The sequence below is a fragment of the Streptomyces sp. GESEQ-35 genome, assembly GCF_017948485.1.
In the GTDB taxonomy this organism is placed as follows: Bacteria; Actinomycetota; Actinomycetes; order Streptomycetales; family Streptomycetaceae; genus Streptomyces.
On record NZ_JAFFSX010000005.1, the window covers coordinates 43,608 to 64,655 of the forward strand.

The window sequence follows — 21,048 nt, forward strand, 5'->3', positions numbered from 1 at the left end:
TGAGGCGGGATTACTCAACTGGAGGCATGTGTGCAGGCGGAGGCGGGCTAGTGGCCGATTCTTTTCCGCAGGAGCGGCCCTCGCGACGAATTCTCCGTTCCGAGACCTTGCTCGTTCTGGGGCTTTCGCTCGGTGCGAGCGGTGTGTCCGCACTGATCAGCTTTGTCGGATCGGTCACGAAACCGGGCGGCCTCAAGGACCAGGCGGCCACCCTCAACGCCTCGGCCGCACCGGGCCGTCCGTGGCTTGATCTGGCCTGGCAGCTCTTCGGTATCGCGTCGGCGCTCGTGCCCGTCCTGCTCGTTGCGCACTTCCTGCTGCGCGAGGGAGAGAGCCTGCGCACCCTCGGCTTCGACCGGACCAGGCCCTGGCCGGACCTCGGCCGCGGAGCGGCGATCGCGGCCGTGATCGGCAGCACCGGAATCGCTTTCTACCTGGGCGCCCGCGGGCTCGGCTTCAACCTCACGGTCGTGCCCGAGGCGCTGCCCGACGTCTGGTGGAAGTACCCGGTCCTGATCATGTCGGCCATGCAGAACGCGATCCTCGAAGAGGTCATCGTCGTCGGCTATCTGCTGCGCCGCCTCGGCCAGCTGGGCTGGACCCCCGGCACCGCGCTGCTGGCCAGTTCCGTACTGCGCGGCTCCTATCACCTCTACCAGGGCATCGGCGGCTTCCTCGGCAACATGGCGATGGGTGTGGTGTTCGTCTACCTCTACCGGCGCTGGGGCCGGGTGGGTCCCCTCGTAGTGGCGCATTCACTGCTCGACATAGGGGCGTTCGTCGGCTACGCGCTGCTGGCCGGGAAGGTGGACTGGCTGCCGACGGCGTGAGTGTCGATGCAGGGGCGTACGACAGGTTCGTACGCCCCTTTCGTACGTCGCGTACGTCGATGGAGCGCCGCTACGTGAGCAGTTCACCGTCGATGACGGTGACCGCCCGTCCGGTGAGCAGCGTGCGGTCGCCGCGCAGTTCGGTGCGGACGCGGCCGGAGCGGGGTGAGGCCTGGAGGCCGGTGAGGTCCGGGCGGCCGAGGCGCTCGGACCAGAAGGGGGCCAGTGCCGTGTGGGCGCTGCCGGTGACCGGGTCCTCGTCGATGCCGACGTTCGGGAAGAAGCAGCGGGAGACGTAGTCGTAGCCCCGCGTGGGGTCCTCGGCGCGGGCGGTGGCGATGATGCCGCGTGTGGAGTAGTCGGCGAGGGCCTTGTGGTCCGGCGTCAGGGCGTGGACGGTCTCCTCGTCGGCGAGCTCGACGACCAGGTCACCGACGTTCGGGCCGGTGTCGAAGGCGGCGCGCGGCTCGGCGCCCAGCGCGTCGGCGACCCCCTCCGGTATCCCAATCGCGGTGAGCGGTGCGGTCGGGAAGTCCAGGGTGATCGAGCCGTCCTCGCCCGGCGTCGCGACCAGCACCCCGCTCAGGGTGGCGAAACGCACCGGACCCCGGTGGGCGCCGGTGGTGTGCAGCACGTGGGCCGTGGCGAGCGTGGCGTGGCCGCACAGGGCGACTTCGGTGACGGGCGTGAACCAGCGCAGCGCCCAGTCGGCCGGACCGCCCCCGGGCAGACGGTGGGCGAACGCCGTCTCGGCGTGATTGACCTCCATGGCCACCTTCTGGAGCCAGGCGTCGTCCAGGAAGGCGTCCAGGAGCAGGACCCCGGCCGGGTTACCGGCGAACGGGCGGTCGGTGAAGGCGTCGACGATTCGAATCCGCATGCCGCAGACGCTAGGCGCGGCGCGCAGCGGCAGGCCAAGGCCAATTACCGGGGGCTGGACCGATTTCGGTACCGGACGTCCTTCGGGTGGGGCTTGCCTGCCGAACTATTCCGATATATCGTTGAGGCATCGCGACTGATCAACGACTGAATGGAGTGATTGCGATGCGTTCCCATGGATTCGAGCGTGGACACGGTGAACACGGCCAGCGCGGCCGTGGTGGTTTCGAGGGCCTGCGTGGCGCCTTCGGTCCCTTCGGGCCGGGCGGCCCCGGCTTCGGTGGACCGGGCTTCGGCGGACCTGGGCCCTGGGGGCCCCGAGGGCGCGGCGGACCGCGGGGGAGGGCGCGGCGCGGCGATGTACGCGCGTCGATCCTCGCCCTGCTGAAGGACCGGCCCATGCACGGTTACGAGATGATCCAGGAGATCGCCGAGCGCAGCGGCGGGGCGTGGAAGCCCAGCCCCGGCTCGGTGTACCCGACCCTCCAACTGCTGGAGGACGAGGGCCTCATCACGAGTGAGTCCGAGGGCGGCAAGAAGCTGTTCTCGCTCACCGAGCCCGGCCGCACCGCGGCGGAGGAGGGCCCCGAGGCGCCCTGGGAGGAGGCCTCCCGTGGCGTCGACTGGGAGGCCCTCGGTGAGATCCGCCAGGCCGGCTTCGGTCTGATGGAGGCCTTCGGCCAGGTCTGGAAGACCGGCAGCAAGGAGCAGCGGGAGAAGGCGCTGGCCGTCATCAACGAGTCCCGCAAGAAGCTGTACCTGATCCTCGCCGACGAGGACTGACGGTACGTGTGACGGCCTCCCCGCCGTAGATCAAGGCGCCCCCGCGGAAGTCTCCGCGGGGGCGCCTTCGCGTGTCCGGGTGTCAGGTCAGCAGACCCTCCAGCTTGCGCAGCGACTCGTTCAGCGCGGCCGTCGCCGAGTCCTTCAGCCGACCGGCCATCAAGGACACGGCGGCGCCCGTGAATGTCCCGTCGATGCGGACCGTGGTCGCGTCGCCGTCCGGCGTCAGCGTGTAGCGCGTGGTCAGGTCGACCGCCATCGGGCCCTTGCCGTGGATGGCCAGCACCCGGGCCGGCTCCAGTTCCTCGATGGTCCAGTCGACCTCGGCCGGGAAGCCCATGAGCTTCATGTTCTCCTGGAAGGTTCCGCCCACTTCGAGGGTCTCGGGGCCGCCCTTGGGGAAGCCGGTGTGGGTCGCGTTCCACTCGCCGTACGCGGACCAGTCCGTGAGCTGCGCCCACACCTTCTCCGCGGGGGCCCCGATACGTGCCTCCGCGCTGACTTCGGCCATGCGACCACCTCTTCGTGTCGGGCTACGGTGTCGCGGAACGTAGCCGCAGGGACCGGAACATTCAATACTGATGAACCGTCAGAAAATGTGGGCTTCTCGTGAGAGCGTGCGGGCCTTCCGGGTGAGGCCGGGGTCAGCTGACCAGCCGTATCTCCGCCGCGTCGAACAGGTCCCATGCGCGCGGGAAGGTGCTTTCGTCGTGGCAGTGCCAGGCGTCCCAGAACAGGTCGGCGAGCAGTGCGTCCTCCGGGGCGTACACCCGGTACACGTACTGTCTGCCGTCCACGGCCGGAAGGGCCACCAGCCAACACCTGCTCCCCATCTCCGTGTTGGACGTGCGACGGAGCGTTACGGTTGCGTGAGGGGCGCAGGAGTGGGGCGGTGCGCGCCGCTGGGAGCGAAACGGCGTGATCTCATCCGTAAGGAGGAGATTCCTGCTGCCCGGGTCCACTCTCTGTGGGACGCAAAGATGCTTCTCTCCGGGGATGTCCTGATCTGGAGGGACTGATGGGGTAGGGGTGTGCAACCCCGAATCCCCCGGCAGGCGGCCCAAGAGCAGGGCGGTCACCGCATGGACAACGATGCCGGGCTCAGTGACGAGCTGGCAGCGGTGGTTTCCGGTGCCCGCCGACGGGCCGTGCGGGACGGGGACCGGCAGATCGACTCGGCCCATCTGCTGCACTCGCTCCTGGAATCCGACCCCGAGGTGCGCGCCGTCTTCGAACCCGGACCGCAGGTGGCCCGGCTGCTCGGCTATCTCGTGCAGCGCAGCATCGGCTACGGCCTGCGCTGGCAGGGCAGCGTCGAGGACTCCGGTGCCGTACCCGTCGTGAAGGGCGAGGCGGGATTCTCGCCACTGGCCGCGAGAGCGATGGAGTACGCCCGCGAGCGTGCCGCCGGGCGCGGTGGTGAACCGGCCCTCGGGGTCGACCTGCTCGCCGCCGTCGTCGTGGACCCGCAGGCACGGGCCGTCGAGGTGCTCGGCCGGGCCGGGGTCGACGTACGCGCCCTCTTCGTGCGGATCGAGAGGCACTTGGAGAAGACCGGCTGACCGGCCGGAGACCCGGGGTGCCGTCCAAGCGCTGAGACAGGTGTCATTGGGGATGACGCTCATGTCATCGCCTGTCATCATGTGCCGGTGCATACGTCAGACAGCAGCAGCGGCAGCGGTGGAAAGGGCGTCGGGCTCGGACTCGCGCTCGGTTCCGCGCTGGCCTTCGGGGGATCCGGTGTCGCGGCCAAGCCGCTGATCGAGGCGGGGCTCGACCCGCTCCACGTGGTGTGGCTGCGGGTGGCGGGCGCGGCCCTGGTGATGCTGCCGCTCGCCGTGCGGCACCGCGCGCTGCTGCGCCGGCGGCCCGCGCTGCTCGCCGGGTTCGGCCTGCTCGGCGTGGCCGGTGTCCAGGCCTGCTACTTCGCCGCGATCTCCCGGATACCCGTCGGGGTCGCCCTGCTCGTCGAGTACCTCGCGCCCGCCCTCGTCCTGGGATGGGTGCGGTTCGTGCAACGGCGGCCGGTCACCCGCGCGGCCGCGCTCGGCGTGGTCCTCGCGGTCGGCGGTCTCGCCTGTGTCGTGGAGGTCTGGTCCGGCCTGAGCTTCGACGCCCTCGGCCTGCTCCTCGCGCTCGGCGCCGCCTGCTGCCAGGTCGGCTACTTCGTCCTGTCCGACCAGGGCAGCGACTCCGGCGCCGAGGCCCCTGATCCGCTCGGCGTCATCGCCTACGGCCTCCTGGTCGGCACCGCCGTGCTCACCGTCGTCGCCCGCCCCTGGAGCATGGAGTGGTCCGTGCTCAGGGACGCCGCGGACATGAACGGCACCCCCGTCGCCGCCGGTCTGCTGCTGGGCTGGATCGTGCTTGTCGCCACGGTCGTCGCGTACGTGACCGGCGTGGTCTCCGTGCGTCGGCTGTCTCCGCAGGTCGCTGGTGTCGTGGCCTGCCTCGAAGCGGTCATCGCGACCGTGCTCGCGTGGGTGCTGCTCGGCGAGCATCTCTCGGCACCGCAGATCATCGGGGGCGCGATCGTGCTGGCCGGCGCGTTCATCGCCCAGTCGTCCGCGCCGGCGAAGGGGTCGGCCGAGCCGGTTGCCGCCGGCGGTACGGAGACGCGGGTGTCGGCGCGGGGTGCCGCCGGGTGAGTGGCCCGCTGGGGCCGGTGGGTTGTCTGCGGGTTCGCTGTGGCTGGTCGCGCAGTTCCCCGCGCCCCTGTCGGGGCGCTGCCCGGACCGTTCTTCACGCGGGGTGCCCGCGTGCAGGTGCCGAAAGGGCGCGGGGCTGAATCGATGTGCGGTTCCGCGGTGTGGGCGCGCCCAGTGTCAGAGGCCCGCCAGGTAGTCCGGGAGTTCGGTGCCGGGGGCCAGCTGGGCGTCCGCGACCGGGGTGTCGTAGACCTTTCGCAGGGGGACGACGCCGGCCCAGTGGGGGAGTGACAGGTCCTCGGGATCGTCGTTCACCCCGCCGGTGCGGAGCTTGGCGGAGACCTCGTCGAGGTCGAGGCGGATGACGGCGGTGGCGGCCAGCTCCTTCTTGTTGGCGGGCCGGGAGTCGGCTGCCCGGCCCGGTACGACATGGTCGACCAGGGCATCGAGCGCGGCCCGCTTCTCCTCTGGGTCGGTCACGTCGTGGGCGACGCCGTGCACCACGACGGAGCGGTAGTTCATCGAGTGGTGGAAGGCCGAGCGGGCCAGGATCAGCGCATCCACGTGCGTGACCGTCAGGCACACCGGCAGCCCCGGGTCGGTCCGGCCCGTCATCCGCAGCGGGCGCGAACCGGTCGAGCCGTGCACATAGAGCCGCTCCCCGACCCGGCCGTACAGCGTGGGCAGCACCACCGGCACTCCGTCGCGGACGAAGCCGAGGTGGCAGACATAGCCCTCGTCGAGTATCGCGTGCACCAGGTCCCTGTCGTACGACGCCCGGTCGGGGGAGCGCGTAGGGACCGTGCGGTCGGTCGGCGTGTAGGCGGTGGGCTGCGACGTCGGCTGTTGCTGGGTCCCCTGCATTGCGCTCTCCATTGCACTAGTGCATAATTGACTTTGTGCTAGAAGGATATCGGATCGCCGGGCGGCGCGCAGCCGAGATTGCGGCCAGTGTCGAGGCCGCGGTGGGGTCGGGAGAGCTGAAGCCGGGCCAACTGCTGCCGCCGATGCGGGAGTTGGCGGTCGAGCTGGGCGTGAATCCCAATACGGTCGCGGCCGCGTACCGCATCCTGCGCGAGCGCGGGGTCATCGAGACCTCAGGACGCCGCGGCAGCCGGGTGCGGCCCAAGCCGGCCACCACGGGACGCGAGTACGTCCGAGTGGATGTGCCCGAGGGCGTGCGGGACGTGGCGAGCGGCAACCCGGACCCCGCGCTGCTGCCGTCGCTGGCCAAGGCGTTCGCGGCAGCCGCCGAGCAGGCCGACCGCGAACCCGTGCTGTACGGAGACGACCCCATGGAGCCGGAGTTGGCCCGTCTCACGCGGGCCGACCTGGACGCGGGCGGCGTGCCGGACGGGCCCCTCGCGGTCACCTCCGGCTCTCTCGACGCCATCGAGCGCGTCCTCGCCGCCCACCTCAAGACCGGGGACACGGTCGCCGTGGAGGACCCCGGCTGGGGCAGCCTGCTGGACCTCGTCCCGGCGCTCGGGCTGCGCACCGCCCCCGTCGGCCTCGACGACGAAGGGCCGCTCCCCGATGACGTACGCCGTGTCCTTCAGGCCGGGGCGCGCGCCCTGATCGTCACCGACCGGGCGCAGAACCCGACCGGCGCCGCGGTGAGCGCCGCACGCGCGCGTGCCCTGCGTGCCGTGCTCCGGGAGTACCCGGAGACCCTGACGATCGACGACGACCACGGGCACGGCATCGTCGATCTGCCCCTGCATTCACTCGCCGGCGTGACCCAGAGCTGGGCCTTCGTGCGCTCGGTCGCCAAGGCGTACGGCCCCGATCTGCGGCTCGCGGTGCTCACCGGGGACGCCGTCACCGTGGACCGGGTGGGCGGGCGGCACCGGCTGGGGCCCGGCTGGGTCAGCAGGATCACGCAGCGGGCCGTGGTGCGGCTGCGGGCCGACGACGCGGTGGACGCGCGCGTGGTGGGGGCGGCGTACGGGCGGCGCCGGGACGCGCTGATCGCTGCGCTCGCGGAGCGGGGGGTAAAGGCGTACGGCCGTAGCGGCCTGAACGTCTGGATCCCCGTGCCGGACGAGACCGGGGCCGTGTCCCGCCTGCTGCACGCCGGTTGGGCCGTCGCGCCCGGCGCCCGCTTCCGGATGAGCGCGCCGCCCGGCATCCGGGTCACCGTCTCGACGCTCAGGGAGGCCGAGGCCGGGCCGCTGGCGGACGCGATCGCCCTGGCCGTGGGCCCGGGCCCGATCCGGAGCTACGTCTGAGCGCGGTCGTTCGTCGTCTGCGGGCCCGACGTGGCTCGTCGCGCAGTTCCCCGTGCCCCTTCGGGGCGCTGCCGAACCGCAGCCGACTGCACCGGGGCCGCTTGGACCACCCGTCCCCCCACCTTCGCCCGCACCTGCGTCAGCGCCGCCCCCGCCAGCACGATCACCGCCCCCACCGGCGTCCACCAGCTCAGCGACTCGCCCAGGATCGCGACGCCCGCGGCCGTGGCGATGACCGGGATGAAGTACGTGACCATCGTGGCCGTCGTGGGACCGACCTCGGCGACCAGGCCGTACTGGATCAGGAAGGCCAGGCCGGTGCCGAGTGTGCCCAGGGCCACGATCGCCAGCAGTGGCCAGGCCTCGAAGCGCGTTGGCCATGATGTGAACAGCGGGGTGACGACCGCCAGTTGGACCGTGGCCAGGAGCAACTGGGTGCCGGCCAGCGAGAGATGCGAGTGCTCGGACCCGGCGAGCGTGCGTCGGACGTAGATCCAGCCGATCGGATAGCTCAGGGAAGCTCCCAGCGCCATCGCCGTGCCCGTGGCGTCCAGCCCCTGGAAGCCCTGCCACGCGCCGAGCACGGTGAGGACGCCCAGGAAGCCGAGGCCGAGTCCCGCGACGCGGACCCGGGTCGGCCGGTCCTCGGAGAGGGCGACCAGGGACAGGGCCATGCCCCACAGCGGCGTGGTCGCGTTGCAGATGCCGGCCAGCGTGGACGGGATGGTCAGCTCGGCGTAGGCGAAGAGGGAGAACGGCAGTGCGTTGAGCAGAAACGCGGCGACTGCCAGATGCCCCCATGTCCGCGCCTCGCGCGGCAGCCGCTGCCGCCTCATCGCCATCGCCGCGGCGAGCACCGCCGTCCCGAACACCAGCCGGCCGAGCGTGACCTGGAAGGGGGCGTAGCCCTCGGTGCCCACCTTGATGAGCAGGAAGCTGAAGCCCCAGACCAGGGCGAGGGCGCCGAAGCGCAGCCGCCAGTCGAGGGCGGCACGGACTTGGGTGGGGGTGCTCATGGCGACCACGATGGTGGAAGCAATTTCGTAGCACAAGCGAGATTTCGCGCACGGTATCTCGTAGTATTGCTTACATGTTGAACCTGGAGCGCCTGCGCACCCTCGACGCCCTGGCCCGGCACGGCTCGGTCAGCGGTGCCGCCGAGGGCCTGCACATCACGACCTCGGCCGTCTCCCAGCAGATGTCCAAGCTGGAGCGCGAGGTCGGACAGCAGCTCCTCGCCAAGAACGGCCGGGGGGTACGGCTCACGGACGCCGGCCGGCTCCTCGCCGAGCACGCGGCCCGCATCCTCTCCCAGGTGGAGCTCGCCCAGTCCGATCTGGAGGCGCAGCGCGGGCAGGTCGTCGGCGAGCTGCGGCTGGCCGCGTTCCCCACCGCCCTGCGCGGGCTGTTCCCCCTGGCGCTCGCCGCCCTGCGCACCGACCACCCGGCGCTGCGCGTGCGGTCGCGGGAACTGGAGCCCGAGGGCGGGGTGAACGCGGTGCTCCGCGGCGACGCCGACCTGGCCGTCGTCCTCGACTGGTACAACAAGCCGCTGCCCATGCCGCAGGGGCTCGCCAAGGCGTCGATCCTGGAGGATCCCGTCGGTGTCGCCATGGCGGAGGGGCATCCGCTCGCCGGCCGGGACGAGGTCGACCTGGAGGACTTCGCCGGTGACGAGTGGGTCGCCTGGCCCGAGGGCGAGTTCTGCCACGAGTGGCTGCTCTACACCCTGCGCGCCAAGGGCATCGAGCCCCGGATCGCCCATCGCGCGGAGGAGCACCACACCCAGCTCGCGCTTGTCGCCGCCGGTCTCGGTGTCTGCGTCGCCCCCCGGCTGGGCCGCGAGCCGATGCCCGCGGGGGTGCGGGCGGTGCCGGTGCGGCACGGCGCCCACCGGTACATCTACGCCGTGTGGCGCGCGGACGCCGACCGCCGCCCGTCGATCCGGGCGGCGGTCGAGGCGCTGCGGGGGGCAGCCCTGAAGGTCGGCTGACCTATGCGGATCCGAGCTTGCGGAAGTCCCAGGAGACGATCTTCTCCGGCGTCAGCCGCACCCACGCGTGCCGCCCGTCGTGCGGCATCTCCTCAAGGCCGAAGTTCTTGCGCGCGAACAGCGTCTCCGGGACGTCGAGTTCCGCGCGCAGCTCGCCGGTGCGCGGGCTCTCGCCCACGAAGTCGACGGCCCCGGACAGCTCGACGCCGCGCAGCTCGTCGTACTCCTCGCCCGTGTCGACCACGATCGCGACCCGCGGATCCCGTCGCAGGTCCGTCCACCGCTTGCTGCGCACCACGGAGTACAGCCACATCGAGGTGCCGTCCCACGCGAACCAGAGGGTGCTCACATGCGGGGCCCCGTCGGCAGACACGGTGGCGACCCGGCAGGTGCGCTGGCTGGTCAGGAACTCGTCCAGCTCACCCGGTGTCATCATGATCTTCCGGCCCCGGCGCTGAGTGACGGTCATGCGGCCCCCTCTTCTCTTCTCCCACGTCGTGCCAGAGGAGAGATCCTCTGACATCACGTCAGAAAAGGATGAGCGGTCTTCCGTCCTCGCGCAATGGTGGCTACTGTCGCCCGCCCCACCAGGCCGGCGACAAGGGGGCACCATGCCGTCGTACGAACAGCTCAGCGAACTCCTCGACCCCGCGACCACCGTACTGCTCACCGTCGAATGCCAGCAGGGCGTCGTCGGATCGGACAGCGCCCTGCCGGAGCTCGCGAAGGAGGCCCGCTCCTCCGGTGCCCTCGCGAACGTCGCGCGGCTGGTCGCGGGGGCCCACGAGAGCGGGGTCCAGGTGATCCACGCGATCGCCGAACGCCGCCCGGACGGCCGGGGCGGCAGCCGTAACGCCCGCTTGTTCCGCGCCGCCGAACGGCTCCCCGTCCAGCAGCTCTCCGGCTCCACTGCGGTCCGGGTGGCGGCCCCGATCGAGGTCGCCGAGGAGGACCTCGTCGTACGACGGCTGCACGGGCTGTCGCCCATCCAGGGCACCGAGGTCGACGCGCTCCTGCGCAACCTGGGCTGCCGCGCCCTGATCGTCACCGGCGTCTCGGCCAATGTCGCCGTCCCCAATGCGGTCTTCGACGCGGTCAACCGCGGTTACACCGCCGTCGTGCCCACGGACGCCATCGCCGGGGTGCCCTCCGACTACACCCCGGCGATGATCCGCAACACCCTCGCGTTGGTCGCCACGGTCGCGACCACGGACGAGGTGCTGGCCTGTTGGAAGGGGCCACGCGTCACGCGAGCGTGATCGAGTCCCCGGACACGGTGACCTGCTTGGCCTCCAGCGGCTTCGTGGCGGGGCCCTTCTGCACGCTGCCGTCGGCGATGGAGAACTGGCTGCCGTGGCAGGCACAGGAGATGACGTCCTCCTTGAGGTCCGTCATCGGGCAGCCCTGGTGCGTGCAGATCGTGGAGTACGCCTTGTAGTCACCCGCCGCCGGCTGCGAGACCACGACCTTCTCGTCACTGAAGACCTTGCCGCCGCCCTCCGGTATGTCGGAGGTCTTCGCGAGCGCGGCACCGCCGGCGCCGCCGTCTGCCGCGGGGGAACTGGCTTCGTCGCCTCCCGCGGCGGGCGAACTGGCGTCGGCGCCCTGTTCGGTGGACGAGCCGGATGTGTCGTCCTCCGACCCGCAAGCGGTCAGCGCGACGGCGAGCCCCGCCGCGCCGACCGCCGCCACGACGGTACGGCGGCTCGGGCTCGGCACCGGCTGAACTGATTCGCTGGTCATGCTGACGTTCCTTCCGGGAGTTCGTGATCTGCCGAGAGGTACGGCCCTTGGGGACCGGCTGTTCAGACAATGTCGAAATCCTGACGCGTTCTCGCCGAGGGGTGGGTAAAGCGGACCTGTCGATTCCCTGTCATGCGCTGTCGATTCGCTGTCGGCCTCGGCGCACCGCCGCCCCGGGCCGTCTCGGGCATCCGGCGGCACGCCAGTAACCTGGGGCGATGCTCAAGGAAGTCACCGCCACCCGCTACATCACGCCCCTGCGGGAGGGCGGCTCGCTGCCGGGGCTCGTCGAGGCCGACGACTTCGGGACCTACGTCATGAAGTTCACCGGCGCCGGACAGGGCCGCAAGACGCTCGTCGCCGAGGTCGTGTGCGGTGAACTCGCCCGCCGGCTGGGATTCCGGGTCCCCGGGCTCGTGACGGTCGACCTCGACCCGGTCCTCGGGCTCGGCGAACCCGACCAGCAGGTGCAGGAGTTGCTCAAGTCCAGCGGCGGCACCAATCTCGGCATGGACTTCCTGTCCGGAGCGCTCGGCTTCGACCCGCTCGCCTTCGCGGTGTCCCCCGAGGAGGCCGGGCGGATCGTCTGGTTCGACGCGCTCGTGGGCAACGTCGACCGGTCCTGGCGCAACCCCAATCTGCTGATGTGGCGCGGCGACCTGTGGCTCATCGACCACGGCGCCACCATGATCTGGCACCACAACTGGCCCGGCGCCGCGGCCTCCGCAGCCCGCCCGTACGACGCCTCGGACCACGCGCTGGTCTCCTTTGCGCCGGACGTCGGGGCAGCCGCCGCCGAACTGGCGCCCCTGGTGACCGCCGATCTGGTCGCCGAGGTGACCGCTTCGATCCCCGAGGTGTGGCTGACGGACGAGCCCGGGTTCGAGTCGGCGGACGCGCTCCGGCGGGCCTATGCGGAGCCGTTGGTCGCGCGGGCCACCGTCATCCACGAACGCATCGAGGGGATCAAGTGAGCGAGCGCACCCTGGGCACCCGTGCCCGCGGGAAGGACGTCTTCGAGTACGCGCTGCTGCGGGTGGTGCCGCGCGTCGAGCGCGGGGAGTGCTTCAACGCCGGCGTGCTGGTGTACTGCCGCGCCCGGTCCTTCGTGGCCGCCCGCACCCACCTGGACGAGACCAAGCTGCTGGCGCTGGACCCGGAGGCGGATGTGGCGGGCGTACGGGCCGCGCTGCGTGCGGTCGAGGGCGTGTGCACCGGGGGAGAGGCGGCGGGGCAGGCCGCGCGCGACGACGCCGGACGCCGCTTCCGCTGGCTCGTCGCACCCCGCTCGACGGTCCTCCAGCCGGGTCCGGTGCACACCGGGCTCACCGCCGATCCGGCTGCGGAGCCGGAGCGGTTGCTGGACCTGCTGGTGAGGTAATGGATCACACCCGCGTCGTGTGGCGTTGACACCGGGTGCCAGGGCTTCTAGCGTCACGTCTGCTGAAGGTACTAAGCGGTCGCTCACCAGATGGGCGTACGTTCTCGAGGGCGAGGAGAAGCAGCAATGTCCACCACTGAGCAGCGGGTAGCCGTGGTCACCGGTGCCGCGCGCGGTATCGGTGCCGCCACCGCCGTACGACTGGCCGCCGAGGGCCGTGCGGTCGCCGTGATCGACCTCGACGAGGCCGCGTGCAAGGACACCGTGGAGCAGATCACCGCGGCGGGCGGCAAGGCGATCGCGGTCGGCTGCGACGTCTCGGACGAGGCGCAGGTCGAAGCGGCCGTCGCCCGGATCGCGGCGGAGCTCGGCGCGCCGACGATCCTCGTCAACAACGCGGGCGTGCTCCGCGACAACCTGCTGTTCAAGATGAGCGTCACCGACTGGGACACCGTCCTGAACGTGCACCTGCGCGGCGCCTTCCTGATGTCGAAGGCCTGCCAGAAGCACATGGTGGACGCCAAGTTCGGCCGGATCGTCAACCTCTCCTCGTCCTCCGCGCTCGGCAACCGCGGCCAGGTGAACTACTCCGCCGCCAAGGCCGGCATGCAGGGCTTCACCAAGACCCTCGCCATCGAGCTGGGCAAGTTCGGCGTCACCGCCAACGCGGTCGCCCCCGGGTTCATCGCCACCGAGATGACCAAGGCCACCGCCGACCGGGTCGGCATGGGCTTCGACGACTTCAAGGCCGCGGCCGCCACCCAGATCCCCGTGCAGCGCGTCGGCGAGCCGGCCGACATCGCGAACGCGATCGCCTTCTTCACCGGCGAGGCCGCCGGATTCGTCTCCGGCCAGGTGCTGTACATCGCCGGCGGACCGCTCGACTAAGGGGATCACTTTCATGGAACTCCCGGAGCTTTCGGGCAAGGTCGCGCTCGTCACCGGCGCCAGCCGCGGTATCGGCTACGGCGTCGCCGAGGCGCTCGTCGCGCGCGGTGACCGCGTGTGCATCACCGGCCGCAACGAGGACGCCCTCAAGGAGGCCGTCGAGGCACTCGGCGCCGACCGTGTCATCGGCGTGGCAGGCAAGGCGCACGACGAGGCCCACCAGGCCGTCGCCGTCGAGCGCACCATGGAGGCCTTCGGCCGGGTCGACTTCCTGGTCAACAACGCCGGTACGAACCCGGTGTTCGGCCCGCTCGCCGACCTCGACCTGAACGTGGCGCGCAAGGTGTACGAGACCAATGTGATCTCGGCACTCGGCTTCGCGCAGAAGACCTGGTACGCCTGGCAGAAGGACAACGGCGGCGCGATCGTCAACATCGCCTCCGTCGCGGGCATCGCGCCCTCGCCCTTCATCGCCGCATACGGCGTCAGCAAGGCCGCACTGATCAACCTGACCGCACAGCTCGCCCACGAGTTCGCGCCCAAGGTGCGGGTCAACGCGATCGCCCCGGCCGTCGTCAAGACCAAGTTCGCGCAGGCACTGTACGAGGGGCGGGAGGCGGAGGCCGCGGCGTCCTACCCACTGGGCCGGCTCGGCGTACCCTCCGACATCGGCGGCGCCGCCGCGTTCCTCACCTCGGCACAGTCCGACTGGATCACCGGCCAGACCCTCGTCATCGACGGCGGCATCTTCCTGAACGCCGGCGTCGGCGCCTGACCCACGCGGAATCGACACGGGCGCCGGTTGACGGAAACGGCGCCCGTGTCGACATGTCCGGCGTGCAGAGACCCATGACAACGTCGTCAAAGATCCGCTGATCAAGTGCCATGCGCACGGATGGTTCCGCCGCCGCACGGCTGCGATATGGTCTGCCGACCCTTGGTACGGCAGATCGAGGAGCATGCGCGTGTTCAACCGGAACCGAGGCCTGCGGAACGTGGCGGCCATCGCGGCCATATCGTCCCTGGTGGCCGGGTGCGGGGTGCTGTCGTCGGACGCCTCCGACGAGGACGGGGCGATCGTCGTCGGGACGACCAGCGCCCCCAGCACCCTGGACCCCGCCGCGTCCTGGGACAGCTCCTGGGAGCTGTTCCGCAACATTTACCAGACGTTGCTCAGCTATCCCTTCGGTGCTACGGCCCCGCAGCCCGACGCGGCTCAGAGCTGCGACTTCACCGACGCGACGAACACGACGTACCGCTGCGAGCTGCGCGGGGGCCTGACGTTCTCCGACGGCAGCGCGCTCGACGCGAAGGCCGTCAAGCACTCGATCGACCGGATCAAAGAGATCAACGTCAACGGCGGACCCGCCGGTCTGCTCGGCAGCCTCGACCGGGTCCAGGCCCTCGGCGACCGCGAGGTCGTCTTCCACCTGAACCAGCCGGACGCCACCTTCCCCTTCGTGCTCGCCACACCCGCCATGTCGATCGTCGCCCCCGACGCCTACCCGGCCGACGCGCTGCGCGAGGACGACGGGGTCGTCGGGTCGGGGCCGTACACCCTTGAGTCCTACGACGACGGCAAGCAGGCCGAGCTCGTCGGAAACGGCTCGTACAAGGGATATGCGGACCGCAGAAACGATGCGGTGACCATCCGTTACTTCCAGGACTCGCCCACCCTGACCGGCGCGCTCCAGGACAAGGACCTCGACGTCGCCTTCCGCGGGCTCGCCGCCGATGACATCGTCGACCTCCAGGGCAAGGACTCCAAGGGCGAGATCCAGCTCGTCGAGGGCTCCGGCACCGAGATCAACTACCTGGTGTTCAACCCGAAGGACCCCTGGGCCGCGAAGGCCGCCGTACGCAAGGCCGTCGCCCAGGTCGTCGACCGTGCGGCGATCGCGCACCACGTCTACAAGGACACCGTCGAGCCGCTGTACTCCATGGTCCCGAAGGGACTGACCGGCCACACCACCGGCTTCTTCGACGACTTCGGCGACCCCAGCACCTCCAAGGCCCGCCAGATGCTCTCCGACGCGGGCATCACCGACCCTGTTCCGCTCACGCTCTGGTACACCAGCGACCGCTACGGTTCCGCGACCAAGGCGGAGTTCGAGGAGCTCAAGCGCCAGCTCGACGAGTCGGGGCTCTTCAAGGTCACCCTCAAGAGCCGCCCGTGGAAGACCTATGTGGCGGGCTACCAGAAGGGCGAGTACCCGGTGTTCGGGCGCGGCTGGTTCGCCGACTTCCCGGACGCCGACAACTTCATCGCCCCGTTCGTCGGTGAGCAGAACGCGCTCGGTACGCCCTACCCGGCGCCCGAGATCACCGGGGACCTGCTGCCCCGCTCCCGCCAGGAGAGCGACCGTGCCAACGTGGTGCGGGAGTTCGAGGAGGCCCAGCAGATCCTGGTCGACGACGCTCGGCTGATCCCGCTGTGGCAGGGCAGGCAGTACGTGGCCGCGAGCGAGGAGGTCGCGGGCGCGGAGCGGGCGCTGGACCCGTCGACGATCATGATGATGTGGGAGCTGTACCGCAAGACCAGCTGGTAGCGCGGTCGGCCGCGTCGATTGTCAGTGGTCGCCGGTAGGTTCTGGGGCATCGAAGCGACCGCACATCGTAAGGAAGTCGACGTGACCGACATCGCCATGCTGCCCGAGTCCTGGCGCGGGGTCCTGGGCGACGAACTTCAGCAGCCCTACTTCAAGGAGCTGACGGAGTTCGTCGAGGAGGAGCGAGCGAGGGGTCCCGTCTACCCTCCGCGCGAGGAGGTCTTCGCCGCGCTGGCGGCGACGCCGTACGACCGGGTGAAGGTCCTGATCCTCGGTCAGGACCCGTACCACGGCGAGGGCCAGGGGCACGGCCTGTGCTTCTCGGTCCGCCCGGGAGTGAGGACCCCGCCCTCCCTGCGCAACATCTACAAGGAGATGCAGGCCGAGCTGGGCACGCCCGTGCCGGACAACGGCTATCTCATGCCGTGGGCCGAGCAGGGCGTCCTGCTGCTCAACGCGGTGCTCACGGTCCGGGCCGGCGAGGCCAACTCGCACAAGGGCAAGGGCTGGGAGAAGTTCACCGACGCGGTGATCCGGGCCGTGGCCGGCCGTCCCGACCCGGCGGTCTTCGTCCTGTGGGGCAACTACGCGCAGAAGAAGCTCCCGCTGATCGACGAGGAGCGCCACGTGGTCGTGAAGGGCGCGCACCCCTCCCCGCTGTCGGCGAAGAAGTTCTTCGGCTCCCAGCCCTTCACGCAGATCAACGGGGCCGTCGCCGGGCAGGGCCATGAGCCGATCGACTGGCGTATCCCGAACCTGCGCTGACCTGGAGCGGGCCGGCCTCATGGGTCGGCCCCGCCTCGCCGGGATTGTCAGTGGCTGCCGTTAGCGTCGTCAGAGAGCGACGTCGGTGAGTGGTGGGAGGGTGCGGTGGCGGAGCGACCGGAGCAGGTGGCGGCGGATGCGGTGATGACGCGGATCGGCCAGGTCGTCATCCTGCACCACGCGGGCGACCGCGAGGAGGCCCGCCACCGCTTCCTCGACCTGTGGGCGGAGATCGGCGAGACGGGGGATCCGCTGCACCGCTGCACGCTGGCGCACTACATGGCCGACGTGCAGGACGATCCCATGGATGAACTCGACTGGGATCTACGGGCGTTGACGGCAGCGGAGGAGTTGACCGACGAGCGGCTCGCCCAGCACGAAGGGGCGCCCGCCGCACGGGCTCTGTATCCGTCGCTGCATCTGAATCTGGCCGCCGACTATGTGAAGCTGGGCCGCTCCGTGGCCGCGCGTGCGCATATCCGGCAGGCGCGAGGTGCGGTGGATGCGCTGGGAGACGACCCGTATGGGGATGGGGTGCGGGCGGCCATCAGCCGGCTGGAAATGCGGTTGGGGGAGGGGGGTTCTGCGGGGGACGGGGGATGGGGGCCGCCGCGGCAGCGGTTGTAGAGCGTCTCGGCCGGCTGCGGGCAGTCGCGCCCTCAACGCCCGTACGCCTGACTACAGATCCTCGACTCCGGGCTGTCCTGCTGCCAACCGCCGTACTTTCTGCCCAGCGCGCAGACATCGCCGGCATCCGTGGGAATCGGCTCGGTCATCTTGGGCAGCTCGACGCGCGGCCCCTGCGATGGCGCGACCTTCGGACGCCGGGCCTCCTGCCGGCGTTGCCCGGGTCGTGAGGCCGGCGCTTCCCGGACCGGCGGCGGAGCCGCGGTCGCCGGTGGCCGCGACACCGATGCCGTCGGCGTCGGGTCCCGCCGCGGCCCGACCAGCTCCAGCGCCTCCCGCGCCGGCGCCTGCACGATCTGCGGCTCCGCGGTGCCGTCGGGCCGGGCCGGAACCGACCGGGACGGCGGAGCCGGAGGACCCGACGCCGGGCGCGGGACCGTCACACAGCCGGAGAGGGCCGAGGCGGCCACGGTGACCAGAAGCGTTGCGGTGGTCGTGGTTCGATGCACCCGCGCAACTCTGCTGGGTCCGTCGCTCTTTGGGACACCGGACAAGCCCAGGATGCCCCGCACGGGTGATCTCTGACGTCAGTCGCCGATGGCGCCGTCGACCCGCTCACGGATCAGGTCGGCGTGGCCGTTGTGCCGTGCGTACTCCTCGATCATGTGGGTGTAGATCCAGCGCAGGTTGTACCGCTCGCCCGTGCGCCGGTGCTTGCCCTCGGTGATGTCGTCCAATCCGAAGCGGGCGGCGATGCGCCGGGCGGCCTCGATCTCGGCCTCCCACGTGGCGCTGGCCTCGTCCCAGGTGTCCGCCACGGTGAGGTGGAACTCGCCGTCCGGGTCCTCGTCGCTGTAGTGGATCGGCCCCGCGTCCTCGTCCGCGAGCACCCTGCGGAACCAGCTCCGCTCCACGTCGGCCATGTGCCGCACCAGCCCCATCAAGGTCAGCTCGGACGGCTCCACGGAAGCGGTCCTGAGCTGGGCATCGCTGAGACCCTCACACTTCCAGGCGAGGGTCTGCCGGTGGTAGTCCAGCCAGCCTTCCAGCATCGTGCGTTCGTCAGCGGTGTTGGCGGGTTCGCGGCGCTCTGTCGTCATGCCCGCATCCTGACCCAACCCGCCCCGTCCCACCAGGCATTTACGACTGTTCGCCGAGCATCCCGTCAAACGACCGGATCGCCGACCGGCGGCCACCGCGGTCGCCGTATGCTTCCGGGGAAACCCCGGCAAACAACCGTCAGAGGAGCGCACCCCGTGAAGGTCGGCTGCATCGGACTCGGTGACATCGCGCAGAAGGCCTACCTGCCGGTGCTGGGAGCGCAGCCGGACATCGAGCTGCACCTCCAGACCCGCACGCCCGCGACGCTCGCCCGGGTCGCCGACGGCCTCCACCTGCCCGACGCCCGGCGGCACCGGGACCTGGACGCGCTGCTCGCCCAGGACCTCGACGCCGCCTTCGTGCACGCGCCCACCGTCGTGCACCCCGAGATCGTCGCCAGGCTGCTGGAGGCGGGCGTCCCGACGTACGTCGACAAGCCGCTGGCGTACGAACTCGCCGACTCCGAGCGGCTGGTGGCGCTGGCGGAGTCGCGGAATGTGAGTCTTGCCGTCGGGTTCAACCGGCGCCATGCCCCGGGCTACGTGCAGTGCGCCGATCATCCGCGCGAGCTGATCCTGATGCAGAAGAACCGGATCGGGCTGCCGGAGGAGCCGCGCGCGATGATCCTCGACGACTTCATCCACGTCGTGGACACGTTGCGCTTCCTGGCGCCCGGCCCGGTCGACGACGTGACCGTCCGCGCCCGGACCGAGGGCGGACTGCTGCACCACGTGGTGCTCCAGCTCGCCGGGGACGGGTTCACCGCACTCGGTGTGATGAACCGGCTCAGCGGCTCGGCGGAGGAGATCCTGGAGGTGTCCGGGCAGGACACCAAGCGTCAGGTGGTCAACCTCGCCGAGGTGATCGACCACAAGGGGCAGCCGACGGTGCGGCGGCGCGGGGACTGGGTGCCGGTGGCCCGGCAGCGCGGCATCGAGCAGGCGGCGGGTGCTTTCCTCGACGCGGTGCGCGCGGGCAAGGTGCTCAGTGCTCGTGACGCGCTGGCCACTCACGAACTGTGCGAGCGGGTCGTTCACGCGGTTCAGGAGCGGGCCGCCTGAACCGGAGCGTCCGTACGCCCTCGACGGCGCACCACGCGACCATGATCAGCAGCGCGGCCTGTACCGGCCAGTCGCCGAAGCGGACGTACGGGGTGACACCCCGGGCGAGCGGCACGTCGTACACCTGTGAGGCGCTCGCGCTCGTGCCGAGCCAGTGGCCGACGCGCTCGCCGCTGGGCCCATAGACGGCCGAGACGCCGGTCAGTGTCGCGTGCACCATCGGGCGGCCGGTCTCGGCGGCGCGCAGCGCGGCGAGCGAGGCGTGTTGCTCGGGGGCCCAGCTCTGCTGGAACGTCGAGGTCGAGGACTGGGCTATCAGTACGTCGGCGCCGTCGTCGGCGAGATGGCGGCTCATGTCGGGAAACGCGGACTCGAAACAGACCATCGGCCCGATCCGCAGTCCCTGCCCGGCGTCCATGACGACCTGCTCGGTGCCGCGCCTGCGGTCCTCCCCGGCAGCCTCGCCGACGGAGGTCGCCCAGCCGAGCGCCGAGCGGAACGGGACGTACTCGCCGAAGGGGACGAGCCGCATCTTGTCGTAGCGGGCGCCGGTAAGGCCGTCCGGGCCGACGAGGACCGAGCTCTTGTAGATGCCGGGGCGGTCGGAGCGCCGTGCGTCCACATTCACCAGGATGTTCGTTCCGGTCTCGCGTGAGAGCGCGGCGATCCTCCGGGTGAGGTCGGGCCGGTCGTTCAGGTCGTAGCCGACACTGCTCTCACCCCAGACGATCAGGTCGAGGTCCTGGCCCACGAGCTCGCGGGTGAGCTGCTCCTCGCGGGTGAACCGGTCGGCGGGACCGGTGATGACGCCCGGCTGTACGACGGCTATCCGCGCCTGTCCGTCCACCTCGGGCCGCGGCGACCACACCCAGGCCGCCGAGGTGGCGGCGGCCGTCGCGACGATTCCGGCCACGGCGGGCATCCGGGACTCGCGGACCGAGACGAGCACGGCGACCGCGACATTCACGGCCACCACCAGGAAGCTCAGCAGCCACACGCCGCCGACCGAGGCCAGCCGCAGCGCGGGCTCCACCTGCCACTGGCTGGAACCGATCATGCCCCACGGCCCGCCGAGTCCCTGCCAGGACCGGACCAGCTCGGCCATCAGCCAGCCCGCGGGCAGCACCGCCAGCGCGCCGGCGACACGGCCCGGGGACGGCACCCCGGCCAGGAAACGCCGTACCAGCCAGCCCCAGGGGGCCCACAGCGCGCCGAGCAGGGACGCTATGACGAACGTGAACACGTGCAGGTTCGGCAGCAGCCAGTGGTGCATCGCCAGCACGAACCCGAACCCGCCGGACCAGCCGTCGTACAGCGTCCGTTTGCCGGTCGGTGCGGAGCGGATCAGCACGATCCAGGGGACGAGGGCGATGTACGCGAACCACCACAGGGACGGCGCGGGGAACGCGAGCACGGGCAGCGCGCCGGCCAGGGCAGCGAGCGTGGACCGACGCCAGGGGGAGGTGAGCCACTGCCCGAACAACTTCATACGGCGCCTCCCAGACCGGTGTCCCTCCAGTGTGCGCGCCCGGATGATCTCGGGACAGACGGCATCGGCCGACTTGATCA

The 21,048-nt window shown here is 70.9% G+C and carries 25 protein-coding genes; 15 read left to right on the forward strand and 10 right to left on the reverse strand.

Translation table 11 applies throughout. The annotated features are described in order from the left end of the window. The first annotated feature begins 26 nt into the window (after positions 1-26). The gene (locus KCH87_RS11710; protein WP_210585938.1) at positions 27-830 is read left to right on the forward strand and encodes a CPBP family intramembrane glutamic endopeptidase; all 804 of its coding nucleotides are present in this window, start codon (positions 27-29) and stop codon (positions 828-830) included. A gap of 70 nt (positions 831-900) precedes the next feature. On the opposite strand, the gene KCH87_RS11715 is transcribed toward KCH87_RS11710, so the two are convergent. Next, positions 901-1,710, reverse strand: a complete 810-nt coding sequence (locus KCH87_RS11715) for a PhzF family phenazine biosynthesis protein (RefSeq protein WP_210585939.1) — start codon at positions 1,708-1,710, stop codon at positions 901-903. Between the two features lie 164 nt (positions 1,711-1,874). Between KCH87_RS11715 and KCH87_RS11720 the strand changes: the two genes are divergently transcribed. Further along, the gene (locus tag KCH87_RS11720; RefSeq protein WP_210585940.1) at positions 1,875-2,492 is read left to right on the forward strand and encodes a PadR family transcriptional regulator; all 618 of its coding nucleotides are present in this window, start codon (positions 1,875-1,877) and stop codon (positions 2,490-2,492) included. A gap of 82 nt (positions 2,493-2,574) precedes the next feature. Here the strand turns inward: KCH87_RS11720 and KCH87_RS11725 are convergent, their stop codons facing one another. Together KCH87_RS11725 and KCH87_RS11730 are read right to left on the reverse strand one after the other, a co-directional pair. Continuing rightward, entirely contained in the window at positions 2,575-3,003 is a 429-nt protein-coding gene (locus KCH87_RS11725; protein ID WP_210585941.1) for an SRPBCC family protein, read from the reverse strand. A gap of 133 nt (positions 3,004-3,136) precedes the next feature. Beyond that, positions 3,137-3,289 carry a hypothetical protein gene (locus KCH87_RS11730; RefSeq protein ID WP_308298828.1) on the reverse strand — a complete coding sequence of 51 codons (153 nt, stop codon included), beginning with the start codon at positions 3,287-3,289 and terminating at the stop codon, positions 3,137-3,139. Between the two features lie 234 nt (positions 3,290-3,523). Between KCH87_RS11730 and KCH87_RS11735 the strand changes: the two genes are divergently transcribed. Both KCH87_RS11735 and KCH87_RS11740 read left to right on the forward strand, forming a co-directional pair. Continuing rightward, positions 3,524-4,054, forward strand: coding sequence for a Clp protease N-terminal domain-containing protein (locus KCH87_RS11735; protein ID WP_210585943.1), 531 nt, complete (start codon positions 3,524-3,526; stop codon positions 4,052-4,054). Between the two features lie 81 nt (positions 4,055-4,135). Further along, positions 4,136-5,140: a DMT family transporter gene (locus KCH87_RS11740; protein ID WP_210585944.1), complete on the forward strand. Its 1,005-nt coding sequence runs from the start codon at positions 4,136-4,138 to the stop codon at positions 5,138-5,140. A 177-nt stretch (positions 5,141-5,317) separates the two neighbouring features. Here KCH87_RS11740 and KCH87_RS11745 read toward each other — a convergent pair whose 3' ends face one another. Beyond that, positions 5,318-6,004 (reverse strand): pyridoxamine 5'-phosphate oxidase family protein, encoded by a 687-nt coding sequence (locus tag KCH87_RS11745; protein ID WP_210585945.1) that lies wholly within the window; start codon positions 6,002-6,004, stop codon positions 5,318-5,320. 35 nt (positions 6,005-6,039) lie between these two features. Here KCH87_RS11745 and KCH87_RS11750 point away from each other — a divergent pair, with 35 nt between their 5' ends. After that, positions 6,040-7,371 carry an aminotransferase class I/II-fold pyridoxal phosphate-dependent enzyme gene (locus KCH87_RS11750; RefSeq protein WP_210585946.1) on the forward strand — a complete coding sequence of 444 codons (1,332 nt, stop codon included), beginning with the start codon at positions 6,040-6,042 and terminating at the stop codon, positions 7,369-7,371. Here KCH87_RS11750 and KCH87_RS11755 read toward each other — a convergent pair. After that, on the reverse strand, positions 7,362-8,387 hold the full coding sequence (locus tag KCH87_RS11755) for a DMT family transporter (protein WP_210585947.1): 1,026 nt from the start codon (positions 8,385-8,387) through the stop codon (positions 7,362-7,364). The two genes, KCH87_RS11750 and KCH87_RS11755, sit on opposite strands and share 10 nt — an antisense overlap. 74 nt (positions 8,388-8,461) lie before the next feature. On the opposite strand from KCH87_RS11755, the gene KCH87_RS11760 reads away from it, so the two are divergent. After that, complete coding sequence (locus tag KCH87_RS11760) at positions 8,462-9,364, forward strand: LysR family transcriptional regulator (RefSeq protein WP_210585948.1); 903 nt, start codon at positions 8,462-8,464, stop codon at positions 9,362-9,364. 1 nt (position 9,365) lies between these two features. Here the strand turns inward: KCH87_RS11760 and KCH87_RS11765 are convergent, their stop codons facing one another. Beyond that, positions 9,366-9,833, reverse strand: coding sequence for a pyridoxamine 5'-phosphate oxidase family protein (locus tag KCH87_RS11765; RefSeq protein ID WP_210585949.1), 468 nt, complete (start codon positions 9,831-9,833; stop codon positions 9,366-9,368). Positions 9,834-9,975: 142 nt separating this feature from the next. Between KCH87_RS11765 and KCH87_RS11770 the strand changes: the two genes are divergently transcribed. After that, positions 9,976-10,623: a cysteine hydrolase gene (locus KCH87_RS11770; RefSeq protein ID WP_210585950.1), complete on the forward strand. Its 648-nt coding sequence runs from the start codon at positions 9,976-9,978 to the stop codon at positions 10,621-10,623. Here the strand turns inward: KCH87_RS11770 and KCH87_RS11775 are convergent. Beyond that, positions 10,610-11,107, reverse strand: a complete 498-nt coding sequence (locus tag KCH87_RS11775; protein ID WP_210585951.1) for a Rieske (2Fe-2S) protein — start codon at positions 11,105-11,107, stop codon at positions 10,610-10,612. The two genes, KCH87_RS11770 and KCH87_RS11775, sit on opposite strands and share 14 nt — an antisense overlap. A 218-nt stretch (positions 11,108-11,325) precedes the next feature. Between KCH87_RS11775 and KCH87_RS11780 the strand changes: the two genes are divergently transcribed. The 7 genes from KCH87_RS11780 (at position 11,326) to KCH87_RS11810 (ending at position 17,317) form a co-directional block, all read left to right on the forward strand. Further along, positions 11,326-12,081, forward strand: a complete 756-nt coding sequence (locus KCH87_RS11780; protein ID WP_210585952.1) for a HipA family kinase — start codon at positions 11,326-11,328, stop codon at positions 12,079-12,081. Then, positions 12,078-12,488, forward strand: coding sequence for a DUF3037 domain-containing protein (locus KCH87_RS11785; RefSeq protein ID WP_210585953.1), 411 nt, complete (start codon positions 12,078-12,080; stop codon positions 12,486-12,488). Before KCH87_RS11780 ends, KCH87_RS11785 begins: the two co-directional genes overlap by 4 nt. Positions 12,489-12,614: 126 nt before the next feature. Next, on the forward strand, positions 12,615-13,376 hold the full coding sequence (gene fabG, locus KCH87_RS11790) for a 3-oxoacyl-ACP reductase FabG (RefSeq protein ID WP_210585954.1): 762 nt from the start codon (positions 12,615-12,617) through the stop codon (positions 13,374-13,376). A 13-nt stretch (positions 13,377-13,389) separates the two neighbouring features. Continuing rightward, positions 13,390-14,151 carry an SDR family oxidoreductase gene (locus KCH87_RS11795; protein ID WP_210585955.1) on the forward strand — a complete coding sequence of 254 codons (762 nt, stop codon included), beginning with the start codon at positions 13,390-13,392 and terminating at the stop codon, positions 14,149-14,151. Between the two features lie 184 nt (positions 14,152-14,335). Beyond that, complete coding sequence (locus KCH87_RS11800) at positions 14,336-15,925, forward strand: ABC transporter substrate-binding protein (RefSeq protein ID WP_210585956.1); 1,590 nt, start codon at positions 14,336-14,338, stop codon at positions 15,923-15,925. 81 nt (positions 15,926-16,006) lie between these two features. Then, a complete protein-coding gene (gene ung, locus KCH87_RS11805; RefSeq protein WP_210585957.1) occupies positions 16,007-16,690 on the forward strand; it encodes a uracil-DNA glycosylase in 684 nt (227 codons plus the stop codon). 105 nt (positions 16,691-16,795) lie between these two features. Then, on the forward strand, positions 16,796-17,317 hold the full coding sequence (locus tag KCH87_RS11810; protein ID WP_210585958.1) for a tetratricopeptide repeat protein: 522 nt from the start codon (positions 16,796-16,798) through the stop codon (positions 17,315-17,317). A 32-nt stretch (positions 17,318-17,349) separates the two neighbouring features. Here the strand turns inward: KCH87_RS11810 and KCH87_RS11815 are convergent, their stop codons facing one another. Both KCH87_RS11815 and KCH87_RS11820 read right to left on the reverse strand, forming a co-directional pair. Next, positions 17,350-17,826, reverse strand: coding sequence for a hypothetical protein (locus KCH87_RS11815; RefSeq protein WP_210585959.1), 477 nt, complete (start codon positions 17,824-17,826; stop codon positions 17,350-17,352). A 78-nt stretch (positions 17,827-17,904) separates the two neighbouring features. Beyond that, a complete protein-coding gene (locus KCH87_RS11820) occupies positions 17,905-18,417 on the reverse strand; it encodes a DinB family protein (RefSeq protein ID WP_210585960.1) in 513 nt (170 codons plus the stop codon). 156 nt (positions 18,418-18,573) lie between these two features. Here KCH87_RS11820 and KCH87_RS11825 point away from each other — a divergent pair, with 156 nt between their 5' ends. Further along, entirely contained in the window at positions 18,574-19,479 is a 906-nt protein-coding gene (locus tag KCH87_RS11825) for a Gfo/Idh/MocA family protein (RefSeq protein WP_210585961.1), read from the forward strand. Here the strand turns inward: KCH87_RS11825 and lnt are convergent. Next, positions 19,403-20,968, reverse strand: a complete 1,566-nt coding sequence (gene lnt, locus KCH87_RS11830) for an apolipoprotein N-acyltransferase (RefSeq protein ID WP_210585962.1) — start codon at positions 20,966-20,968, stop codon at positions 19,403-19,405. The genes KCH87_RS11825 and lnt overlap by 77 nt on opposite strands. Positions 20,969-21,048: the final 80 nt, after the last annotated feature.